Below are 17,902 nucleotides of genomic sequence, written 5' to 3'. Positions count from 1 at the left end.
CGCATACTAAGTGTAAATTTAGTTTGAATAAAGTGAGGACCATTATATGATAAAAACTCCTAAAGCTATTATTGTTATTTTTGGCGCAACAGGTGATTTAGCAAAGCGTAAATTGTTTCCTTCTATTTATAGATTGTATCGTAATGGAGAAATTTCTGAAGATTTCGCTGTTGTTGGTGTTGCAAGAAGACCTTGGTCTAATGAAACATTTCGTGAAAATGTCAAACAATCTGTTAACCACTTTCCAGATGATGATGGAAATCAGGAGACATTTGCTTCCCATTTCTATTACCATCCTTTTGATGTAACAAACGTATCTTCTTATCAAGAGCTTAAAAGTTTGTTAAGCACTCTTGATGACAATTATAATACGAATGGAAACCGCATTTTTTATTTAGCGATGGCACCTGATTTTTTTGGTACAATTGCCACAAATTTAAAGTCAGAAGGATTAACTTCTACGGAAGGATGGATTCGTTTAGTTATTGAAAAGCCGTTTGGCCATGACTACGAATCAGCCGAAGAGCTAAACAACCAGCTTCGCCAGGCGTTTACAGAAGAGCAAATTTATCGAATTGACCATTACTTAGGAAAAGAAATGGTTCAAAATATTAAAGTAATTCGCTTTGCTAACGCTATTTTCGAACCACTTTGGAACAATCAATATATTGCTAACGTTCAAATTACTTCAAGTGAAACATTAGGAGTTGAGGATCGTGGACGTTATTACGAGTCCTCAGGTGCTCTCCGTGATATGGTTCAAAATCATATGTTACAAATGGTTGCTCTCCTTGCAATGGAACCGCCCATTAAATTAACAGCAGATGAGATTCGAAGCGAGAAAATAAAAATTTTTCGTGCTTTAAGATCACTTACTGAAGAACAAGTCGAACAATATTTTGTTCGCGGACAGTACGGACCCGGCATCGTAAACGAAGAAAATGTGATTAGCTACAAAGAAGAAAATGCGGTAGATCCAGCATCAAATACAGAAACATTTGTCTCCGGTAAGCTCATGATTGAAAACTTTAGATGGTCAGGGATTCCTATTTATATTCGAACAGGTAAACGTATGCAAGAGAAGTCGACTGAAATTGTCATACAATTTAAGGACTTACCAATGAATCTATATTTTAATAAAGAAAAAAAGACTCACCCTAACTTACTAATTATTCATATCCAACCCGATGAAGGAATTACACTGCATTTAAATGCCCAAAAAACAAATAGCAGCGTTACATCAACACCAATTAGATTAAGTTATTGTAATAACTGTGCAGATAAAATGAACACACCAGAGGCATATGAGGTTCTCCTATATGATTGCATGCGTGGTGACTCAACCAATTTTGCGCATTGGGAGGAAGTGGCCCTTTCCTGGAAATTTGTTGATGTTATCTCAAATGTTTGGACAAACAAAAAAGCTGAAAACTTCCCTAACTATGAGTCTGGATCAATGGGTCCTAAAGAATCTGATGCTTTATTAGAAAAAGATGATTTTCATTGGTGGCCAACTATAACAACTCGTTTTAAAGAAGAGAACGATGATGAAAATATATGATATAACAGCACCTGTTTTTGAAGGAATAACTTTTTACAAAAATAAGCTTGAAAAACAACCAAAATTTTCGAAAGTAACAAACGCTCCGAATAGAGTTAGATGTTCATAGCGGTACACATATTGACGTACCTCTACATATGATCAATGAAGGAAAAACATTCGAAACAATTTCATTAGAAAAATTAGTAGGATCGTATATGTAAAAATACTTTTAAAAACAGCAAGGGATCAGGTACCACCTTACGTGAGATTGAACTACCTTATCGACATGAAGAATTAGAAGTGATGTTAACAAGTAGTTACAACAATCATACACCTTCAAGCAATTAAATTAGATACATCACAAAATACATTTTATGATTCACACAGTCTCACCATTTTCAAACTTACAAAACAAATATATTAAATTCAAAAATGCGTTGTTCTTTCTGTAGACATATTAGGAAAGGATAGCGCCTTTTTGTATAATTTTTTCTTTTAAAAACTTCAACTGCCTTTCAACTTCCAAACTTAGCTTTCTCCACTTATATTGGTGCAGAATATTTTATTTTTCATGCAGATATAAAGAGTCACTTCACAATTATTTTTGATTTTCCAGTTCACACTTCAAAAAATTAACATAACTTAGTAATGAATGATTCATTTACTCATTAGTTAAACCATTTATCCCGTATGAACGGGCAGTAAAAGCCGAATTTGATCAACTAATAATCAGTGTAGAATGAAAAAATACTGATTAAAATTTCACTTTATGAATGGAGGATTACGATTATGACTAATACCAAGTATGCACTTACAGAGGGGAAAACAGAGCGAGCTATTATCATTGGAGGCGGTATTGGAGGATTACTAACTGCAAAAGTACTTTCTGCTTATTATAAAGAGGTGCTTATAGTTGATAAAGATGATTTTCCAGAAAAACCAGACAACCGATCTGGCACTCCACAAGCTTTTCATCCACATCGTTTTACCCAGCGTGGTAAGTTAATTACAGAACGACTCTTTCCAGGCTATGAAAATGATTTAGTAGCACAAGGGGCGCCTTCAGTACTGAATAAAATAGTCCATAACATGAATCAATATGGCACTATAGAAATGCAATACCCACGAAATGATATCAAGTTTAGTAGGGCATTGCTTGAGTGGGCCCTTCGTAAACGTGTACAAAAAATTCCTAATGTTAGTTTTCTGACAAATCATAATGTAATTGGCTTGTTAATGACGATAGATCAGACAACTGTTACAGGAATTCAAGTCCGGGAACGTGGAAAATCCGAGCAAGTACGAATACTGAATGCTGATTTGATATTTGATATCAGTGGTCGTTCCTCTAGGTTAGTAAATTGGCTTCAAGATTACGGCTATGATGTACCAGATTCAGAACGTTTGAAAGTCTCTCTTGGATATAGTACCCGCCGTTATAAGGTTCCTTCCCATCTATCACATCTCATAAAAAAATGGGATACAATTAACATTGCAGGGCAGCCCACTAACGAAACTTTTACAGGAGTATTTTCCTTTATTGAAAATAATGTAGCTGAGGTATTACTTTATCGTCCAGGTGGACATTATCCTCCTAAAAATGCCGAAGACTTTGAACAGGCTATTACTCAGCTCCCAAGTCCGATAATCGGCGAAATCTTGCAAGGGTTTGAACCAATATCCTCTCCTCGAAGTTATCGCGTTCCAGAATTGTTTCGTCATCACTTTGAACAAATGCACCGATGGCCAGCTGGATTATTAGTTTTGGGAGACGCATTCTGTATTTACGACCCAATTTTTGGTCAGGGAATGACCGTTGCTGCAATTGAAGTAGAAGTACTCGAATCCTGCTTGCAAGAACAACAAAAGAATCCTACTCCCCATTTTGAACAAAGAGTTCTCAAAAAAATACAAGATGTAATCGAGCCAGCTTGGTGGCTCAATTGTGCTACTGATTTGCAGTGGAAAGGTGTCGAATATGTAAGTTCACAACAATTGAAAGGAATTTCTTTTGGCCAAAAATATATGGATTTATATCTTAAATATGCAACAACCGAGCGCAATTTCGAACTATATGGACTGTATTGGTCAGTAAATTCATTGGCGATCTCCCCAGATACTATCTTTAATCCCAAAATGGTACAGACCATTCTTACTTCATCTAATGAAGGGCATCACTTCCTCCAAGAGCTTTTACTAACCTATGGTCAACCATTAGAGGACGTATTAGATCAAATTGTGCCTACCTTCTCTCAGACAGCTTTCAAGTCAGTAAATCAGTAATTATTTTGAGTGGAGTCTTTTCTCGAAAATACATCAGCGCTTGAAAAATAAATCACAATTGTTTCTTCAGTTATTAGAAAATACTATTGCGGGGAGGAGAAATCCTATTGTCACCTTTAAATGAAGATCAGTTACAACAGATTCGTAATGAGCGAAAGGAACAAATTATGGAATCTGCCCTTAAAGTCTTCGCACGCCGGGGCATCAACGGAACGAAAATGAGTATGATTGCTACTGAAGCAAATATCAGCCCAGGTCTTCTCTATCGCTATTTTAAATCAAAGGATGAACTTTTCACTACACTCGTTCAACGGGCAATGAAAGAATCAATTGATGGCCTATGCTTCTATCATCTACCAGGATCACCAATGGATAAAATAAGAGCTTTAACTCAGCATATACTCGATAAAGAAAATCAACTTGGTTTCATGCTAATTCATCAGGCTCGCACATCAGATGAAGTACCCGAAGAAGCTAAAGTGCTACTCAAACAATATTCTATGGAAGTTTATGTCGATAAATTGGAGCCATTATTCATAGAGGGGCAAAAATTAGGCGTATTTGCTAAGGGGAATCCTCGGAATCTAATTTCCTGCTACTTTACTGTCCTTTCTGGACTTATGACGCTAAATATTCATGGTGATAAGGATTACCCCATGCCAGAAATCAAACTATTATTACGGATTATATCGAGTTCTTAACAGATATAAATATAGTATCTATGTAAACGTCAAGTAACTCTAAAATTAACCTTTATTGTATATTTTGGAGTTACTTGACGTTTACTATTTTATAAAAAAATAGCAACTGCTTAATCAACGCAGTTGCTTTTCAACTTGTTTCCGTAATAGAAAAAATTAATTAATATGAAAGATTCCTTTTCTATCATTTGCCAAGGAATCCCGCAATGTTGTTTTTAATATTTTCCCCGATGGGTTGCGTGGGAGTTCATGGACAAAGTCTACCGATTTTGGTTTCTTATAGCCGGCTAATTTTCCTTCACAGTAACCAATGATATCTTCTGCTATGAGATTAGCCCCTTCTCTTTGTACAACAATGGCTTTAACCGATTCCCCCCACACGGCATCCGGTACACCGATCACCGCAACATCGAGAATCCCGGGATGTGAATAAAGGACTTCCTCAATTTCACGCGGATAAATATTAACACCGCCGCTGATCAGCATGTCTTTCTTTCGGTCTACAATATAGTAAAATCCATCTTCATCCTGCAGCGCCATATCTCCCACTGTAAAAAAACCACGATAAAACGAAGCGGCGTCAGCATCCGGATTGTTATAATAGCCGTCTAAGTTGTACGGTGATTTAAAATACAGCTCCCCTACTTCACCGTTCGAAATCGGGTTCTTCTCGTCATCCAAAATTACACATTCCACAAGCGGGAAAGGATGTCCCACTGAACGTTCTTTCCGGCGAATGTCACCCGGTTTAATGTTCAGTGTAATCGCACTTTCTGTCGAACCGTAAAATTCGTTCAAATCGGCCTTTTTGAAAAAGTCCAGAATATCCAGTTTTGTTTGTGTCGGCAGCGGCGAGCCTGCTGAAATCAACACACGCATAGAAGAAATGTCATGCTTTGCTTTTGTTTCTTCCTTCGTGTTGATCAAGAAATTGTACATCGTTGGTGCAAGGAACGTGTTTGTGATCTGGTATCGCTCAATGTCTTCAAGCACTTGTTCTGCATTAAATGATTCATGAATGACAAGGGTGCCGCCCACGAGCAGCTGCATAACAAGAAAAATCCATGGGGCTGCATGATAAACGGGCCCGGCAACAAGGTGAATATCTGATTCGTCGATCTTGTATTCATAAGCTGCGGCCATTCCTGTCAGTATTCGGGATCGATGGGAAATGACCACTCCTTTTGGCTTTCCGGTCGTACCGGAAGTGTAGCCCAGATAGAAAGTATCTTTCCCATGAACCTCAATGTTCGGTTCCGCATCACAGCCTGAAGCAAGAAAATCTACATACCCTTCCATATTTTCATTGGACGCACCACCCACTACCAGTACGGTGTCTAATTGAGAGTTTTTTGGAAGTAAATCTTGGGCAATCCCTTCATATTCTTTTGAAATAATGAATCCCCGGCTTTCAGAGTTTCTTAGTATATATTCTACTTCCGGTCCAATCAGGCGATAGTTTATCGGTACAATGATGACTCCGATTTTGGACAGCCCGGCCATGATCTCGACATAAGCAGAATGATTCTTTAACATGACAGCTACTTTATCGCCTTTTCGAAAGCCACGATCCAAGAAAGCGTTTCCGATTTTGTTAGCGCGAATGTTTAACTCTTCATATGTCTTGATTGTATCTTGAAAAATAACAGCAGGCTTATTTTTGTACTTACTTGCATTTTGCTTTATAACTGCACCAAATGTCAGCATACTCTTCACCAGTCCTCATTTAAATAAATGTAATTTTAAGAAAATTATATCATTTTAAAACAATCTGGTAAAAAAATATTTTTTTGGTAAAAATTAATTTTACCTCATATCTATTATCGTGCATCTTATGCCCACCATTGGTTATTAACTGAAACCCCTGCTTTAATTTAAAAACACATTAAAATGCCTAATTAATAGGCTTTTCAACTGGATAATTGTCTCTACTTCTTCTTTCGAATATTGATTTCCAATTATTTCAAAAAAATTTTAGTTGCTCTACTTTTCTTTGAGTTGTTTTTGTTCCTTATGAATTTTTTTCAACGATGTTACTGATACAAAAACACTCATCAATCATAATTGGATGAGTGTTTTTACTTCTTTCTGTAAAGCACTGTTCTATCGAAACAATACTTTATGCTTTATTTGTTTATAACCAATATCAGTATTTTTCGATAATTATAAATAAAAAATCAAAATTCTGCTAATATTGGAAACTTACCCTGGTTAAATTCAATAGGAAGTTCTCCTCTTACCATAAAATGCTTATTTGATTCATATAATTTCAACTTAAAATCTTCGACTCCTAATTGATCTGGAGAAAAATAAAACTCTATTGTATGAAACGCTTCCGGAATTACTGCACATAGTTCATCTAAAACAGGCATTAATTCACTTATTACTCCGTATAACTTCAACACGCCATCTACAACTTCGTATATAAGTATAGATTTGATTTCTTCTGAAAAGTAAAGCTTATCGTTCCACTTTTCATCGTACATATGTAAATAAAAAGAAGATTGATAGTGAAGTGGTGCAAAAACTCGCGAAAGACATTCTTTATTTTCAAATACATCTTTTATAAGCTGCAAATCTTCTACATCAAAAAAATCTAATTTTCGAATAGCCGATAACTGTAGTTCATTCTTTTCATACTGCATAGTGGATATATATTCTTTCACTGTTTGAAAACCAAATGATGTATACAGTTCTGGTGTTTCTGTAAATAAAAATGAATATGTATACTCTTCATCCATGCTTTTCAATGCTTCACACAACAAGTGCTTCATTAAACCTTTATTACGATAATCAGGATGTGTCATCACAGACTGAATGCCAGCTGCTTTTATACGCCCTCCCCCAACCATCATTGGCATTGAAAACATAGATACATTTGCAATTGCTGTATTTTCTTCAAATAAAGTAAACGGAGAGTAAGTTTCATCCCAAAACCCCTTTTTATAAAAGTCTTGTAATGTATATACTGGAATGTGAAATACTCGTTCGAACAACCCATATAATTGTTCTCTTCGTTCATTTTCAAACGCATAATTAACACAAATTGTAAGATTATCCATGTTGTTCCTCCACTTACAAATCACTACTTATATTCCCCTTATTTTTTAACATAAAATGTAAGAAGTGAAATAAAGAATAAATTTTATCTTACAATATATTATCATAATTTTTTAAAAAAAGTTTATGTTCACAAAAATATAATCATCATTAAAAAAAGTGGGATAAAAGGATATCCCAATATGTTTATATCGGGTTCTTGTTTCGTATTTTCTCATTGTTTAGTTTAAACAGTGTTTTAGATCGAATGTTATTTTTCTAGTCTTCAAGTATCATTTCCAACAAATTCTTAACAAAATTTAAATCTTACTTCCATATTTAATTCAGCTCCTTCATACTATTCTTCTTAATTAATAGAAAAACGAAAACAATTTCTTTTTTCTGATTTTTCCATTTGCTAATTAACGTTAAAATCTTACAATAACCCTTAAGATATTCCATTTAGAAAGGAAATGTACATATATGTATCACTATGTAATAGACATATAGTAACTTCATTTCATGTCGTGGACCTCCTCTTATATATTACAGCTATAAACATATAACTCAGGAGGAATTACTATGAAGGACACTTTTTACCATTTCATTAAACAGGCGAATAAGCCTTTTCATGGGTGGAACTTCTCGTTTTTAGCAGATACCGGAAGGCTAAGCACAGAACCTCTGCCATGGAGTTATGCAGCAAATGTATTACACTATATACAAAAAGTAGATAGCATGCTAGATATGGGAACTGGTGGCGGTGAGTTTTTATCTTTGTTAATCCCGCTTCCTGATAGAACTGCAGCAACAGAAGGCCATCCGCAAAATGTAGCTTTAGCAAAAGCGAAATTAGAACCTTTAGGTGTCTCTGTTTATCCAGTCGAGGATGATACATGTTTGCCTTTCGCAAACAATCAATTTGATTTAATTATTAATAAACATGAATCATATTGTGAATTAGAAATAAAACGAATTTTAAAACCAAACGGAATTTTTATTACACAGCAAGTTGGTGGATTAGATAATTTAGAATTAAATCACCTGCTTCATGCATATAATGAAAGTGAATATAGTTATTGGAACATGCAGTACGCCTCTTCACAACTAAAACAAGCTGGCTTTCAAATTCTTAAGCAACAAGAAGCATTCCCGTATCAACGCTTTTTCGACATCGGAAGCATTGTGTATTATTTAAAAGCAGTTCCATAGCAAATCCCTGATTTTTCAATATCCAAATATGAAGATCGCTTACTTTGTGCTTATAACTCCATTCAACAAAATGGGTATATTGAAGTAAAAGCACATCGATTCTATATCGTAGCTTCCTTATAATGCCTCACCTCTCCAAGCAAGTTAATCCTGCATGGAGAGGCCATTTGTTAAAATAGCCAAAAATGTTACCATCACTTGCAATATTTCTCATTTCGTTGTAAAATGAAACGGTAGAATACAATATGCAGACAAATCCACTTCACATATTATCAAGCATCAATAGGGATGATATGCGTTCCTTATGGGTTTTTGATAATATGTGAATTTTTATTTTCTTAGAAATAAGACGGATCATATTATATTTATTTTTTTATTTTTAGGAGGCATTTACCATGACATTAACAGGTAAAGTAAAATGGTTTAACAGCGAAAAAGGTTTCGGATTCATCGAAGTTGCAGACGGAAACGACGTATTCGTTCACTTCTCAGCTATCACTGGCGACGGCTTCAAAACTCTTGACGAAGGTCAAGAAGTTAGCTTCGAAGTTGAAGAAGGTAACCGCGGACCTCAAGCTAAAAACGTTGTAAAGCTATAATTTAGACAATAAAAAGGTTGTTAACACGAACGGTTAACAACCTTTTTACTTATACAAACAAATATTTCACATAAAAGGAGTGATCTCATGTATCGTAACAAAAAGAATGACGTTGCAGAAGTACCACCAGAAGAAATCCCGGTTTGGGAATGTGAGTCAGAAGAGTGCTTAGGATGGATGCGAAAGAACTTCGCATTTGAAGAACATCCGAAATGTCCTTTATGTGGAAGTGAAATGAAAAGCGGAGAACGTTTATTGCCTCGATTGGGATAAACCATAGGTTGCCCCTTGCAAGATGTTCTCTGCAAGGCTTTTTCTTTCATCTCTCCTAAATGATGATTCAAATGATTTCCAAGCTATACATAATTGCTAACAGCTATTGAACCCTCTTCCTCCCTTATTATCACCAGCATAAAATACATCATATTACTAACTATATGAATCATTGAGTATTTTCTATTTTCCCTTATACTTCATTACAACAAAAAGCAAAGTAGTAAATAAACTACTTTGCTTTTTTGTTGTGCTTACTCCTTTATCCCGCATTAACGGGCAGTAAGACCCCCACCTCAAGATTGAGAGAAGCGAAGAAGATAGGTGAGGGATCCACTGCCCGTAAAAGCCCGATTGGTTCAACTAACCATCAGTGAGGGATGAAGAAACCCCTCACTGATGGAAGTTTCACTTTATGTGGCTCTTTTTCCTACACAGTACTTCCATTCCCCCTTCTGTATCGTATCATTGTGGATTATCGTACTTGAATAAGCTCCCTTTTCTATAGCTTCTATTTATTTGTATATTTTACCTAGTTTATCAAAAAATAAGTTTAGCTTAATAATAAAGGAGTGAGTACGTTGTTTCGAAAAACAGCCGGTGAAGTACTAGTCGATTTACTAATCGAATGGGGCGTTGATCACGTATATGGCATGCCTGGTGATTCCATTAATTCTATTATCGAACCTCTTCGTAAAGCACAAGATAAAATTAAATTCATTCAAGTTCGTCATGAAGAAGCAGGTGCTTTAGCAGCTGCTTCTTATGCAAAATTAACTGGAAAACTTGGCGTATGTATGGCAATCGCAGGGCCAGGTGCAATTCATTTACTAAATGGATTGTATGATGCCAAGTTAGATCAAGCGCCCGTCCTCGCTATTACCGGTCAGATTGAGTCTGATTTAATTGGAACTGGTTTTTTTCAAGAAGTAAATTTAGAAAGAATGTTTGATGATGTCGCAGTTTATAACCAGCGAATCATGTCAGCTGAGCAACTGCCAGCTGTTGTAAATCAAGCAATTCGCATGGCTTATACAAAAAAAGGTGTGTCAGTTCTTACAATTCCAGATGACATTCAAAAATTTGAGGTAGATGCAAAAGCACGGATTACAACCTCTTCTTTTACGATGCCGGAGTTATTTCCGCAAAAACATGATTTAGAAAAAGCAACGGCTGCATTAAATGAAGCAGAAAAGCCTGTTATTCTAGCAGGAAAAGGGGCAAAAGATGCAAGGGAATCCTTACTTGCTTTTGCAGAACATATTGGAGCTCCTATTGTGTTAACACTTCCAGCTAAGGGGATCATTCCCGATGAGCATCCATTTTGTATTGGTGGTTTAGGTTTAATCGGTACAAAACCTTCATATGAAGCGATGAAGAATGCCGATACACTCATTATGGTCGGTACTTCTTACCCATTCACAGGATTTTTACCAGACAAAGCAAAAACAATTCATATCGACACAGATCCAGCACAAATCGGAAAGCGTTATCCAACCGATATTGGTCTTGCTGGTAATGCTGATAAAACCTTAAAATGGCTCACACAAAATATTGAAAAGCATACTGATCACTCTTTCTTAGAACATCATCAAGAACTGATGAAGAAATGGGAAGAAAGACTGCACAATCAAGAAAACGACACTTCTATTCCAATTAAACCACAAAGAGTAATGCATGCTGTGCAGCAAGTTGCACACGATGATGCTATTTTATCAGTAGATGTAGGCAATGTAACAGTTTGGACAGCGCGCCATTTCCGTATGACAAATCAGCGCTTTATTTTATCAAGCTGGTTAGCAACACTTGGCTGCGGTCTTCCCGGCGCAATTGCTGGGCAGATTGCGTATCCAAATAAACAAGTTTTCGCAATTTGCGGAGATGGTGGATTTGGTATGACGATGAACGATTTTGTAACAGCTGTGAAATATAACCTCCCAATCATTGTAGTCGTATTAAACAACCATAAAATCGCTATGATTAAATTTGAACAAGAAGTAATGGGAAATATTGAGTTTGGTACAGAACTTACAAATCCAAACTTCGCGAAATATGCTGAGGCATGTGGTGGAATCGGTTACCGTGTGGAGAAACTCGAGGAATTAATGCCTGCTTTTGAAAAAGCTGTACAGCAAAATAAACCATGTATTATAGACGTTATCGTTGATGTCAATGAAGCCCCTATGCCGGCAAAAATTACATTCGCACAGGCAGCTGGCTATACAAAGCACATGCTGAAAGAGTTATTTGAAGAAGGAAAAATTGATTTACCTCCTTTATAAAAATACAAATATAAAACGGCGGTTTATTTTTCAATAACCGCTGTTTTATTGATATCTATCCTGTTATTTCATTAAAAAGCCACCAAAAATGGTTGTTTCTTTTCATCTAAACAATATAAAATACGCTCTTTGAAATTTGTCCATGTTACCATTTGCAATGCTTCTTCAATAGAAAAGTACCCAACTTCTAAACTTTCACTACTTGTTGTAAATTGTCCACCAACTGGCTTTCCTAGGAACAAATGATTGCAAATACATTGTGAAACATTTTGATACACTCCGCAATATTTTATAATTTCAATATCAATTCCAGTCTCTTCTTTCGCTTCTCTAATAGCACCTACTGGAATTGCTTCTCCTTCTTCTACTTGACCACCAGGGATTTCCCAACCTCGCATTGGACTTTTTAAAAGTAAAATTTCATTTTTATCATTTAATACGACCGTTGCAGCCGTTACAATATGCTTTGGATAAGGCATACATCCCCCTCCTTTGTAAAAAACAATGAATTTCTATACACAATGAATAGGTAGTACAGACCAAGAGCTGACAAGTGTGATTTGTTTCCCCTCTATACGTAACACTTGTTCAGATGGGTTTGCTAAATGTTGTAATTGAGGGAATATTTCTTTTACATAATGTTGGTGAGCTGCTGCATTTTCCCATAAAGACAAAACAATGTAACGGTTCGAAGAAAGAGATCTTCCAACAACTCCTCCCATCATTCCTTCTATTCTTGCCATGCCTGGATTCCAAACGGTTTCTTGCATATGTAAAAATTGCTTTTCATACCCTTGCTTCACATCACATATCGCTACTCGTAAGAAGGAACTATACTCCAGTGCTTCTACAAATGAGGTATCCTTTATGTCAAATAAAGATTGATATAGTTCTGTTGCACATGATGTATACATACCTTTTTGATTGCTATCATAAAAAATCTTATCGTGTGTTTCATTCATAAACTTTTGATACATTTTCATATTTTCCCAGCAACCAACTATATAAGCCTCTGATTCATTCCATCCCCCGACTTGTCCATGAAATCCTTCTAATTCTTTCAACTCTCCCCATTGCTCTTGAGCAGTTGAAAATCGTTCTTTTTTTTCTTCGTCAACTTTACAATTAATAGACTTAATTAACATACTCGTATCCCCCTTATTTTCTCCAAAACTTTCATACAGCTCTCTCTTCATTGACATCACTAACATCTTATATTTTTATTTTAAAGAAACTAAATAGAAAAATCAAAATTATAAGGAAAATATAATTACAAAAATCAATACTTCCTAATAGAAAAAGCAAGAGTTAAAATTTATATATAATTCCACAGTTTGTTCCTAATAGACAGAAACCAGCAAGTTTTATATATGATGTTGCACATCTAGATATATAAAAGTAAAAGGGATAGAATCTATCCCTTTTTCATTTATAATGACCTGTAAAGACTCTTTGTTGCCACAACATTTAAAATAAGTGTAATGGTAAAATTAACTTTAGTGCTACATTGCTTTTTACTAAGGTTTAACTTCTTTTATAATTCTTATTAGATTAGTTTACTTATTATGTGAAATAAAGCCAGCAAAAGCACCAATTACTGACCAATTGGAATGGCTATACTGAGGCAATTACACCAATTGCAACGGAACTAACAAAACCCCTTCTTCCCTTCAGTGTTGGAATTGTAACATATTGAGAAAACACATTCTTTAAACCGTATTTCACTCAAGTATCTTCCTTTTTATATGGGTTGCAGAAATTAGACAAAAAGAAAGGGTTCAGGATACGTTAGTTTGTAAATAAAGTGTATAGTCTTCGACATCGGAAATCATTAATGTCATAGTAAAACAGTTGGTTGTTGTAAAGGGTCTTACAAATGGTCTTTTTTATAAAAAATAGGGATAAATCTCTTTAAAAGATTTATCCCTTTAAATATAAAGTGCAACATCTTATATTTGTTAAGTCTATCTCTATATTTAGTAGCTCAAACTAGGAATAGTATTTACAGATAACCCCTTGTTTTTTCTACTCAATCAAATGTAAGTTCTATTTGAATAATCTCTGATCGACTCCCAAGTCTTAAAGCTGGTCCCCAAAATCCAAATCCCGAGGAAACAATCGCATGAAATAAATCTTTCTGTACATATCCCCAATCTAATTCGTACATTCTTCTTGTAATGATATGATTCGGCGCCATTTGTCCTCTATGAGTATGTCCAGACAATAATAAATCAACACCTGATACTTCAGCTTGCTTTAATTCAAAGGGCTGATGATCCATTGCAATGATTGGAAAACTCTTATCTACAGCACTCATTAACTCCTCAAAACTTTTACGATTTCGGTCCGTCTTATCTCTTCTTCCTACAATATAAAAACAATCTTCAATTTTTACAACTTCATCTAATAATATATTTACATCAATCTTATCCATTTCCTGCAAAAACTCCGGAATAGCCCCGCCGTAATATTCATGATTTCCTAGCACCCCATAGATGCCAAGCGGAGCATGCATTTGTTTCATCACTTGTCCCATATTCTTTTTTATAAAATATTCTGGATGATCGTCAATAATATCTCCTGGCAAAAGTATGATATCCGGTTTCATATCATTTACATGATCAACCAATCTTTGAAGGTGCGACAAGCCAGACAGTTTACCGAAGTGCATATCTGAAGCCATCGCAATTCGAAGTGTCTTACGATTATTAGCTTTTTTAGGTACGTGAATCTCGTATTTTCGAACGATTGGACTATACGCATTAAATGTTCCATAAACAAAAATAAGAACAAAAATAATAAGAACGATTAATCCAGTCCAAAAAATAGATTGTTCTTTCGGAATAGAGAACCAATCTAAAATGAATACCGTTACATCCGCTATTGGTAATAGTATGACTGCATATTGTACGACTGCAAACCAATAAGAACCAATTGTTCTAAGTGGTGAATCAAATTTAATCAATCGATCTAGAATATACGCGTATGAAAATAATCCAACTATAATCGCATAATATCCCCAAGATTGAACTTGAAAGGTCGTACGAATCCAAACCCAGCCATTCCATCCAATATAAATCATTAACAGCGTATATAGCGTAAATAAAATAATAATATTAAATAAATTTCTCGCTTTCAAAGTATCCCCCTCTTCTATATGTTTCATTATAACCATTCATTTACGATTGTTTACATACTATACATTTATGAATTAACAGTTATATCTAATGAGAATTTTATTTTGACATAAAAACTTTTATAATTCCACTGATACGCAGCAAAATTAAAAAGAGACTGATTCAGAATTTTTTATGAATCAATCTCTTTTTAATTTTCATTTACAATTTCATATTTCAGCTGAATGGATAAGCATCAGAACTCAAATAACGTTCTTTTATAATTTGGCGATGATGAAGCTCATGACCAGCAATAATGCTTGCCAATGCACGAACCGTTACTTCAGAATTATTTGCCACCCCTCTTTGTAACCAAGCTTCTTCATCTAAACTTTTAAGCAAATGCACGGTAGCTTGACGAACAACTGTTAAATTCTCAAGAAGATCTTGCATAGATTGCTTATCAAATGCAGCTCTTAGAACATACCTATCATCGTTATATCCAGGAAGTTCTGCTGTCTCGCCTCTCGCTATAGAAAGCAGTCGATATCCCATAATACGTTCAGTATCCGCAATATGACCGATTACTTCTTTTATACTCCATTTATTAGGAGCGTAGCGAAAATGTCCTTCACTATCAGAAATACCTTTTAATAAGAGGTTTGTCTCCTTCATTTGCTCTTCTAAAATATGTATGATATCTCCATCTGGCAATAAGTTTATGTACGTTGAATAATACGGGTTATATTCATTTGCTTCTGGTCTCTTTTGCATTTTTACCATCCTTTTTATTTTATCTTTATACATACACCTTACCATAAAATATTATCATATTAATCCGAAAAATTTAAATTCTAAAACAAAAGGTCCCCATCCTTCTAATCTTGAAATAAATCTCAGCCATCCTACAAAATAAACTTTCTCAGCCTACGACCTATAGACTGCACTATTATCAACTGCTAACATAATAGGTGAACTCCTAACGAGTTTCATTATCTAACGAAGTGGCATGCTTCGGACGCAGGTCCTTTTGCTTTTTATTTAAACTACTTGATGATACTTTCAACAAAGTAAAGCAATTAGAGGCTAGTTACGTTTATGAAAGTTATATTACATCACTTAATCTTTAGACAATTGAATTCTTTATTAAGCAAAAATTCAACAATTTGCGTTTAATATATAAGCAACGACATTAATGGTATAATTTTACTTAACAATAAAATTAGAAAGTGAGATGAGGATAATGAAAGTATCATATTGGAGTGGTAAAAAGGTACGACTTAGGGCACCTCAAAGAATAAGTGAAAGTGATTTAGCTATATTAAAAGAAAGTACCCTTTTCAACTAACGGGTGCCACCGCTGAACAAAACATATCCTAAAATGATCAAAAAATTTTTATAAAAATTCCACATGGATCTAAAACTTTAAAATTCATTTTAATCGATCTTTTTTAATCATGAATTCTGTTGTTTGCTATTTAAAAAGGACTATTTGTGGCCTTTTTATCAAACTTTATTACAAAACTACATAATGACTAACTTTTAATCGATTTACGATTTCCATTTGTGTCTAATTTTTCTTACATCTATCATTACCTAATCCTATCCTTCTTTTCTTAATATTCTCTTTGTTACAATCGCTATTACTATCATTATGAAACTTACAAATAATATAGGTAAGTAAATTTTTATACTGAAGGTTTCAAAAATAAATCCATATATGACCTGCCCTATAGGTGCCATACATTGCGCAACCGCTGTAATAATTGCCATAACTTTTCCTAAATTTTCATCAGGTGTTTTCTTTTGCACAACTGTAATGACAAAGATAGAAATAATGGTCATTACTATTGCAATAAGGATTGCACACAAGATAAAGAGAATAAATGACGAGTAGTATCCAAATCTAAGAACAAGGGGCATAACGGAGACAGCCATCGGTATAATCAATAAAGCAATAATAAGTAACCACTGGTATATTGTGTTCATTTTCATCTTTTTTGCAAAGAAACCAATAGATAAAGCCCCTAAAATTGTAGCAAACTCTATAAGTCCCATCCCGATACCATACAATGTATCGCTGCTTTGCATCGTTACCCGCAAAATGATGGGACCACCTACAACAAAAAGTGGTGTAAGAATTAAGTTAAGAATTGCTGCCAGAATCATAGATTGCAATATATAAGGCGCTCTAATAGCAAAAGTAAATCCAACTTTCATGTCTTTTATAATTGTTGGTACAATATGTGCGTCTATATCTCTTTTCGTAAATGGGATTTTAATAAACATTTCTAATATTGCTGATAAAAAGAAAGCAATACAGCTCATGAAAACAAGAGTTTTTAACCCTACCATACTATAAAGTACCCCTCCTAAAACAGGAGCTGCCACACTTGACAATGCTTGAACACCATTTACAATTCCATTGGCCTGTTCTAATCTTTTTTCCGCAACGAGTAGCGGAATACTCGCCATAACAACGGGAGAATACATTGCACTAATAATTGCTAACAAAATCATGACAATACCAATCAATATCACAGAAGTATTGTCGATGGACAGTAACAAAAGAAAGCCGAAAATAATAATACTACTTAACATATCATAGATGACCATTAAATTGCGTCGATTAAACCGATCAGCGATAGCACCACCAAGAGGGGATAGCAAAAGAGGCACACTGGATATAGCATATAAAGTAGCATAAATATCTGCACGACCTGTTATATCCAAGACATAAAGTGATAAAGCAAAGCGTAAAAGGGTGGAACCTAAAATCGATACAATTTGCCCGATTACCATAAGATTAAAATCTTTAGCGGAAGACTTTATACTCGCACTGTTTTCCATCGTA

At 34.9% G+C, this 17,902-nt stretch carries 13 protein-coding genes and 2 pseudogenes; 8 read left to right on the top strand and 7 right to left on the bottom strand.

From position 1 onward, the window contains the following. Window positions 1-46 precede the first annotated feature (46 nt). The 4 genes and pseudogenes from zwf (at window position 47) to CN326_RS06405 (ending at window position 4,527) form a co-directional block, all read left to right on the top strand. Window positions 47-1,561 (top strand): glucose-6-phosphate dehydrogenase, encoded by a 1,515-nt coding sequence (gene zwf / locus CN326_RS06420; protein ID WP_098307372.1) that lies wholly within the window; start codon window positions 47-49, stop codon window positions 1,559-1,561. Continuing rightward, window positions 1,548-1,752 (top strand): annotated as a pseudogene (locus CN326_RS06415) (cyclase family protein); the annotation flags it as partial. The gene zwf and the pseudogene CN326_RS06415, both read left to right, overlap by 14 nt. Window positions 1,753-2,332: 580 nt before the next feature. Next, the gene (locus tag CN326_RS06410; protein ID WP_098307370.1) at window positions 2,333-3,826 is read left to right on the top strand and encodes an NAD(P)/FAD-dependent oxidoreductase; all 1,494 of its coding nucleotides are present in this window, start codon (window positions 2,333-2,335) and stop codon (window positions 3,824-3,826) included. Between the two features lie 107 nt (window positions 3,827-3,933). Beyond that, on the top strand, window positions 3,934-4,527 hold the full coding sequence (locus CN326_RS06405; RefSeq protein WP_098307368.1) for a TetR/AcrR family transcriptional regulator: 594 nt from the start codon (window positions 3,934-3,936) through the stop codon (window positions 4,525-4,527). 156 nt (window positions 4,528-4,683) lie between these two features. Here CN326_RS06405 and CN326_RS06400 read toward each other — a convergent pair whose 3' ends face one another. Further along, window positions 4,684-6,234: a class I adenylate-forming enzyme family protein gene (locus tag CN326_RS06400; RefSeq protein WP_098307366.1), complete on the bottom strand. Its 1,551-nt coding sequence runs from the start codon at window positions 6,232-6,234 to the stop codon at window positions 4,684-4,686. Window positions 6,235-6,704: 470 nt separating this feature from the next. Continuing rightward, on the bottom strand, window positions 6,705-7,589 hold the full coding sequence (locus CN326_RS06395) for a GNAT family N-acetyltransferase (RefSeq protein WP_098307364.1): 885 nt from the start codon (window positions 7,587-7,589) through the stop codon (window positions 6,705-6,707). Between the two features lie 559 nt (window positions 7,590-8,148). On the opposite strand from CN326_RS06395, the pseudogene CN326_RS06390 reads away from it, so the two are divergent. From CN326_RS06390 to CN326_RS06375, 4 genes and pseudogenes are all read left to right on the top strand, one after another. Continuing rightward, window positions 8,149-8,901 (top strand): annotated as a pseudogene (locus CN326_RS06390) (class I SAM-dependent methyltransferase). 272 nt (window positions 8,902-9,173) lie between these two features. Continuing rightward, window positions 9,174-9,377 carry a cold-shock protein CspD gene (gene cspD / locus CN326_RS06385; protein ID WP_090911503.1) on the top strand — a complete coding sequence of 68 codons (204 nt, stop codon included), beginning with the start codon at window positions 9,174-9,176 and terminating at the stop codon, window positions 9,375-9,377. Between the two features lie 87 nt (window positions 9,378-9,464). After that, the gene (locus CN326_RS06380) at window positions 9,465-9,650 is read left to right on the top strand and encodes a cold-shock protein (RefSeq protein ID WP_098307362.1); all 186 of its coding nucleotides are present in this window, start codon (window positions 9,465-9,467) and stop codon (window positions 9,648-9,650) included. Between the two features lie 581 nt (window positions 9,651-10,231). Beyond that, the gene (locus tag CN326_RS06375; protein ID WP_098307360.1) at window positions 10,232-11,932 is read left to right on the top strand and encodes a pyruvate oxidase; all 1,701 of its coding nucleotides are present in this window, start codon (window positions 10,232-10,234) and stop codon (window positions 11,930-11,932) included. A 71-nt stretch (window positions 11,933-12,003) separates the two neighbouring features. On the opposite strand, the gene CN326_RS06370 is transcribed toward CN326_RS06375, so the two are convergent. The 5 genes from CN326_RS06370 to CN326_RS06350 form a co-directional block, all read right to left on the bottom strand. Beyond that, window positions 12,004-12,411, bottom strand: a complete 408-nt coding sequence (locus tag CN326_RS06370; protein ID WP_098307358.1) for an NUDIX hydrolase — start codon at window positions 12,409-12,411, stop codon at window positions 12,004-12,006. Window positions 12,412-12,444: 33 nt separating this feature from the next. Beyond that, on the bottom strand, window positions 12,445-13,077 hold the full coding sequence (locus CN326_RS06365; protein WP_098307356.1) for a YdbC family protein: 633 nt from the start codon (window positions 13,075-13,077) through the stop codon (window positions 12,445-12,447). Between the two features lie 884 nt (window positions 13,078-13,961). After that, the gene (locus CN326_RS06360; RefSeq protein ID WP_176524544.1) at window positions 13,962-15,014 is read right to left on the bottom strand and encodes a metallophosphoesterase; all 1,053 of its coding nucleotides are present in this window, start codon (window positions 15,012-15,014) and stop codon (window positions 13,962-13,964) included. 271 nt (window positions 15,015-15,285) lie between these two features. Beyond that, entirely contained in the window at window positions 15,286-15,822 is a 537-nt protein-coding gene (locus CN326_RS06355; protein WP_098307352.1) for a DinB family protein, read from the bottom strand. A gap of 828 nt (window positions 15,823-16,650) precedes the next feature. Next, window positions 16,651-17,898 carry an MFS transporter gene (locus tag CN326_RS06350; RefSeq protein ID WP_098307350.1) on the bottom strand — a complete coding sequence of 416 codons (1,248 nt, stop codon included), beginning with the start codon at window positions 17,896-17,898 and terminating at the stop codon, window positions 16,651-16,653. Window positions 17,899-17,902: the final 4 nt, after the last annotated feature.

It is taken from the genome of Bacillus sp. AFS018417 (assembly GCF_002560985.1).
GTDB lineage: Bacteria > Bacillota > Bacilli > Bacillales > Bacillaceae_G > Bacillus_A > Bacillus_A rhizoplanae.
This window is presented reverse-complemented; position numbering and strand designations above follow the sequence as displayed.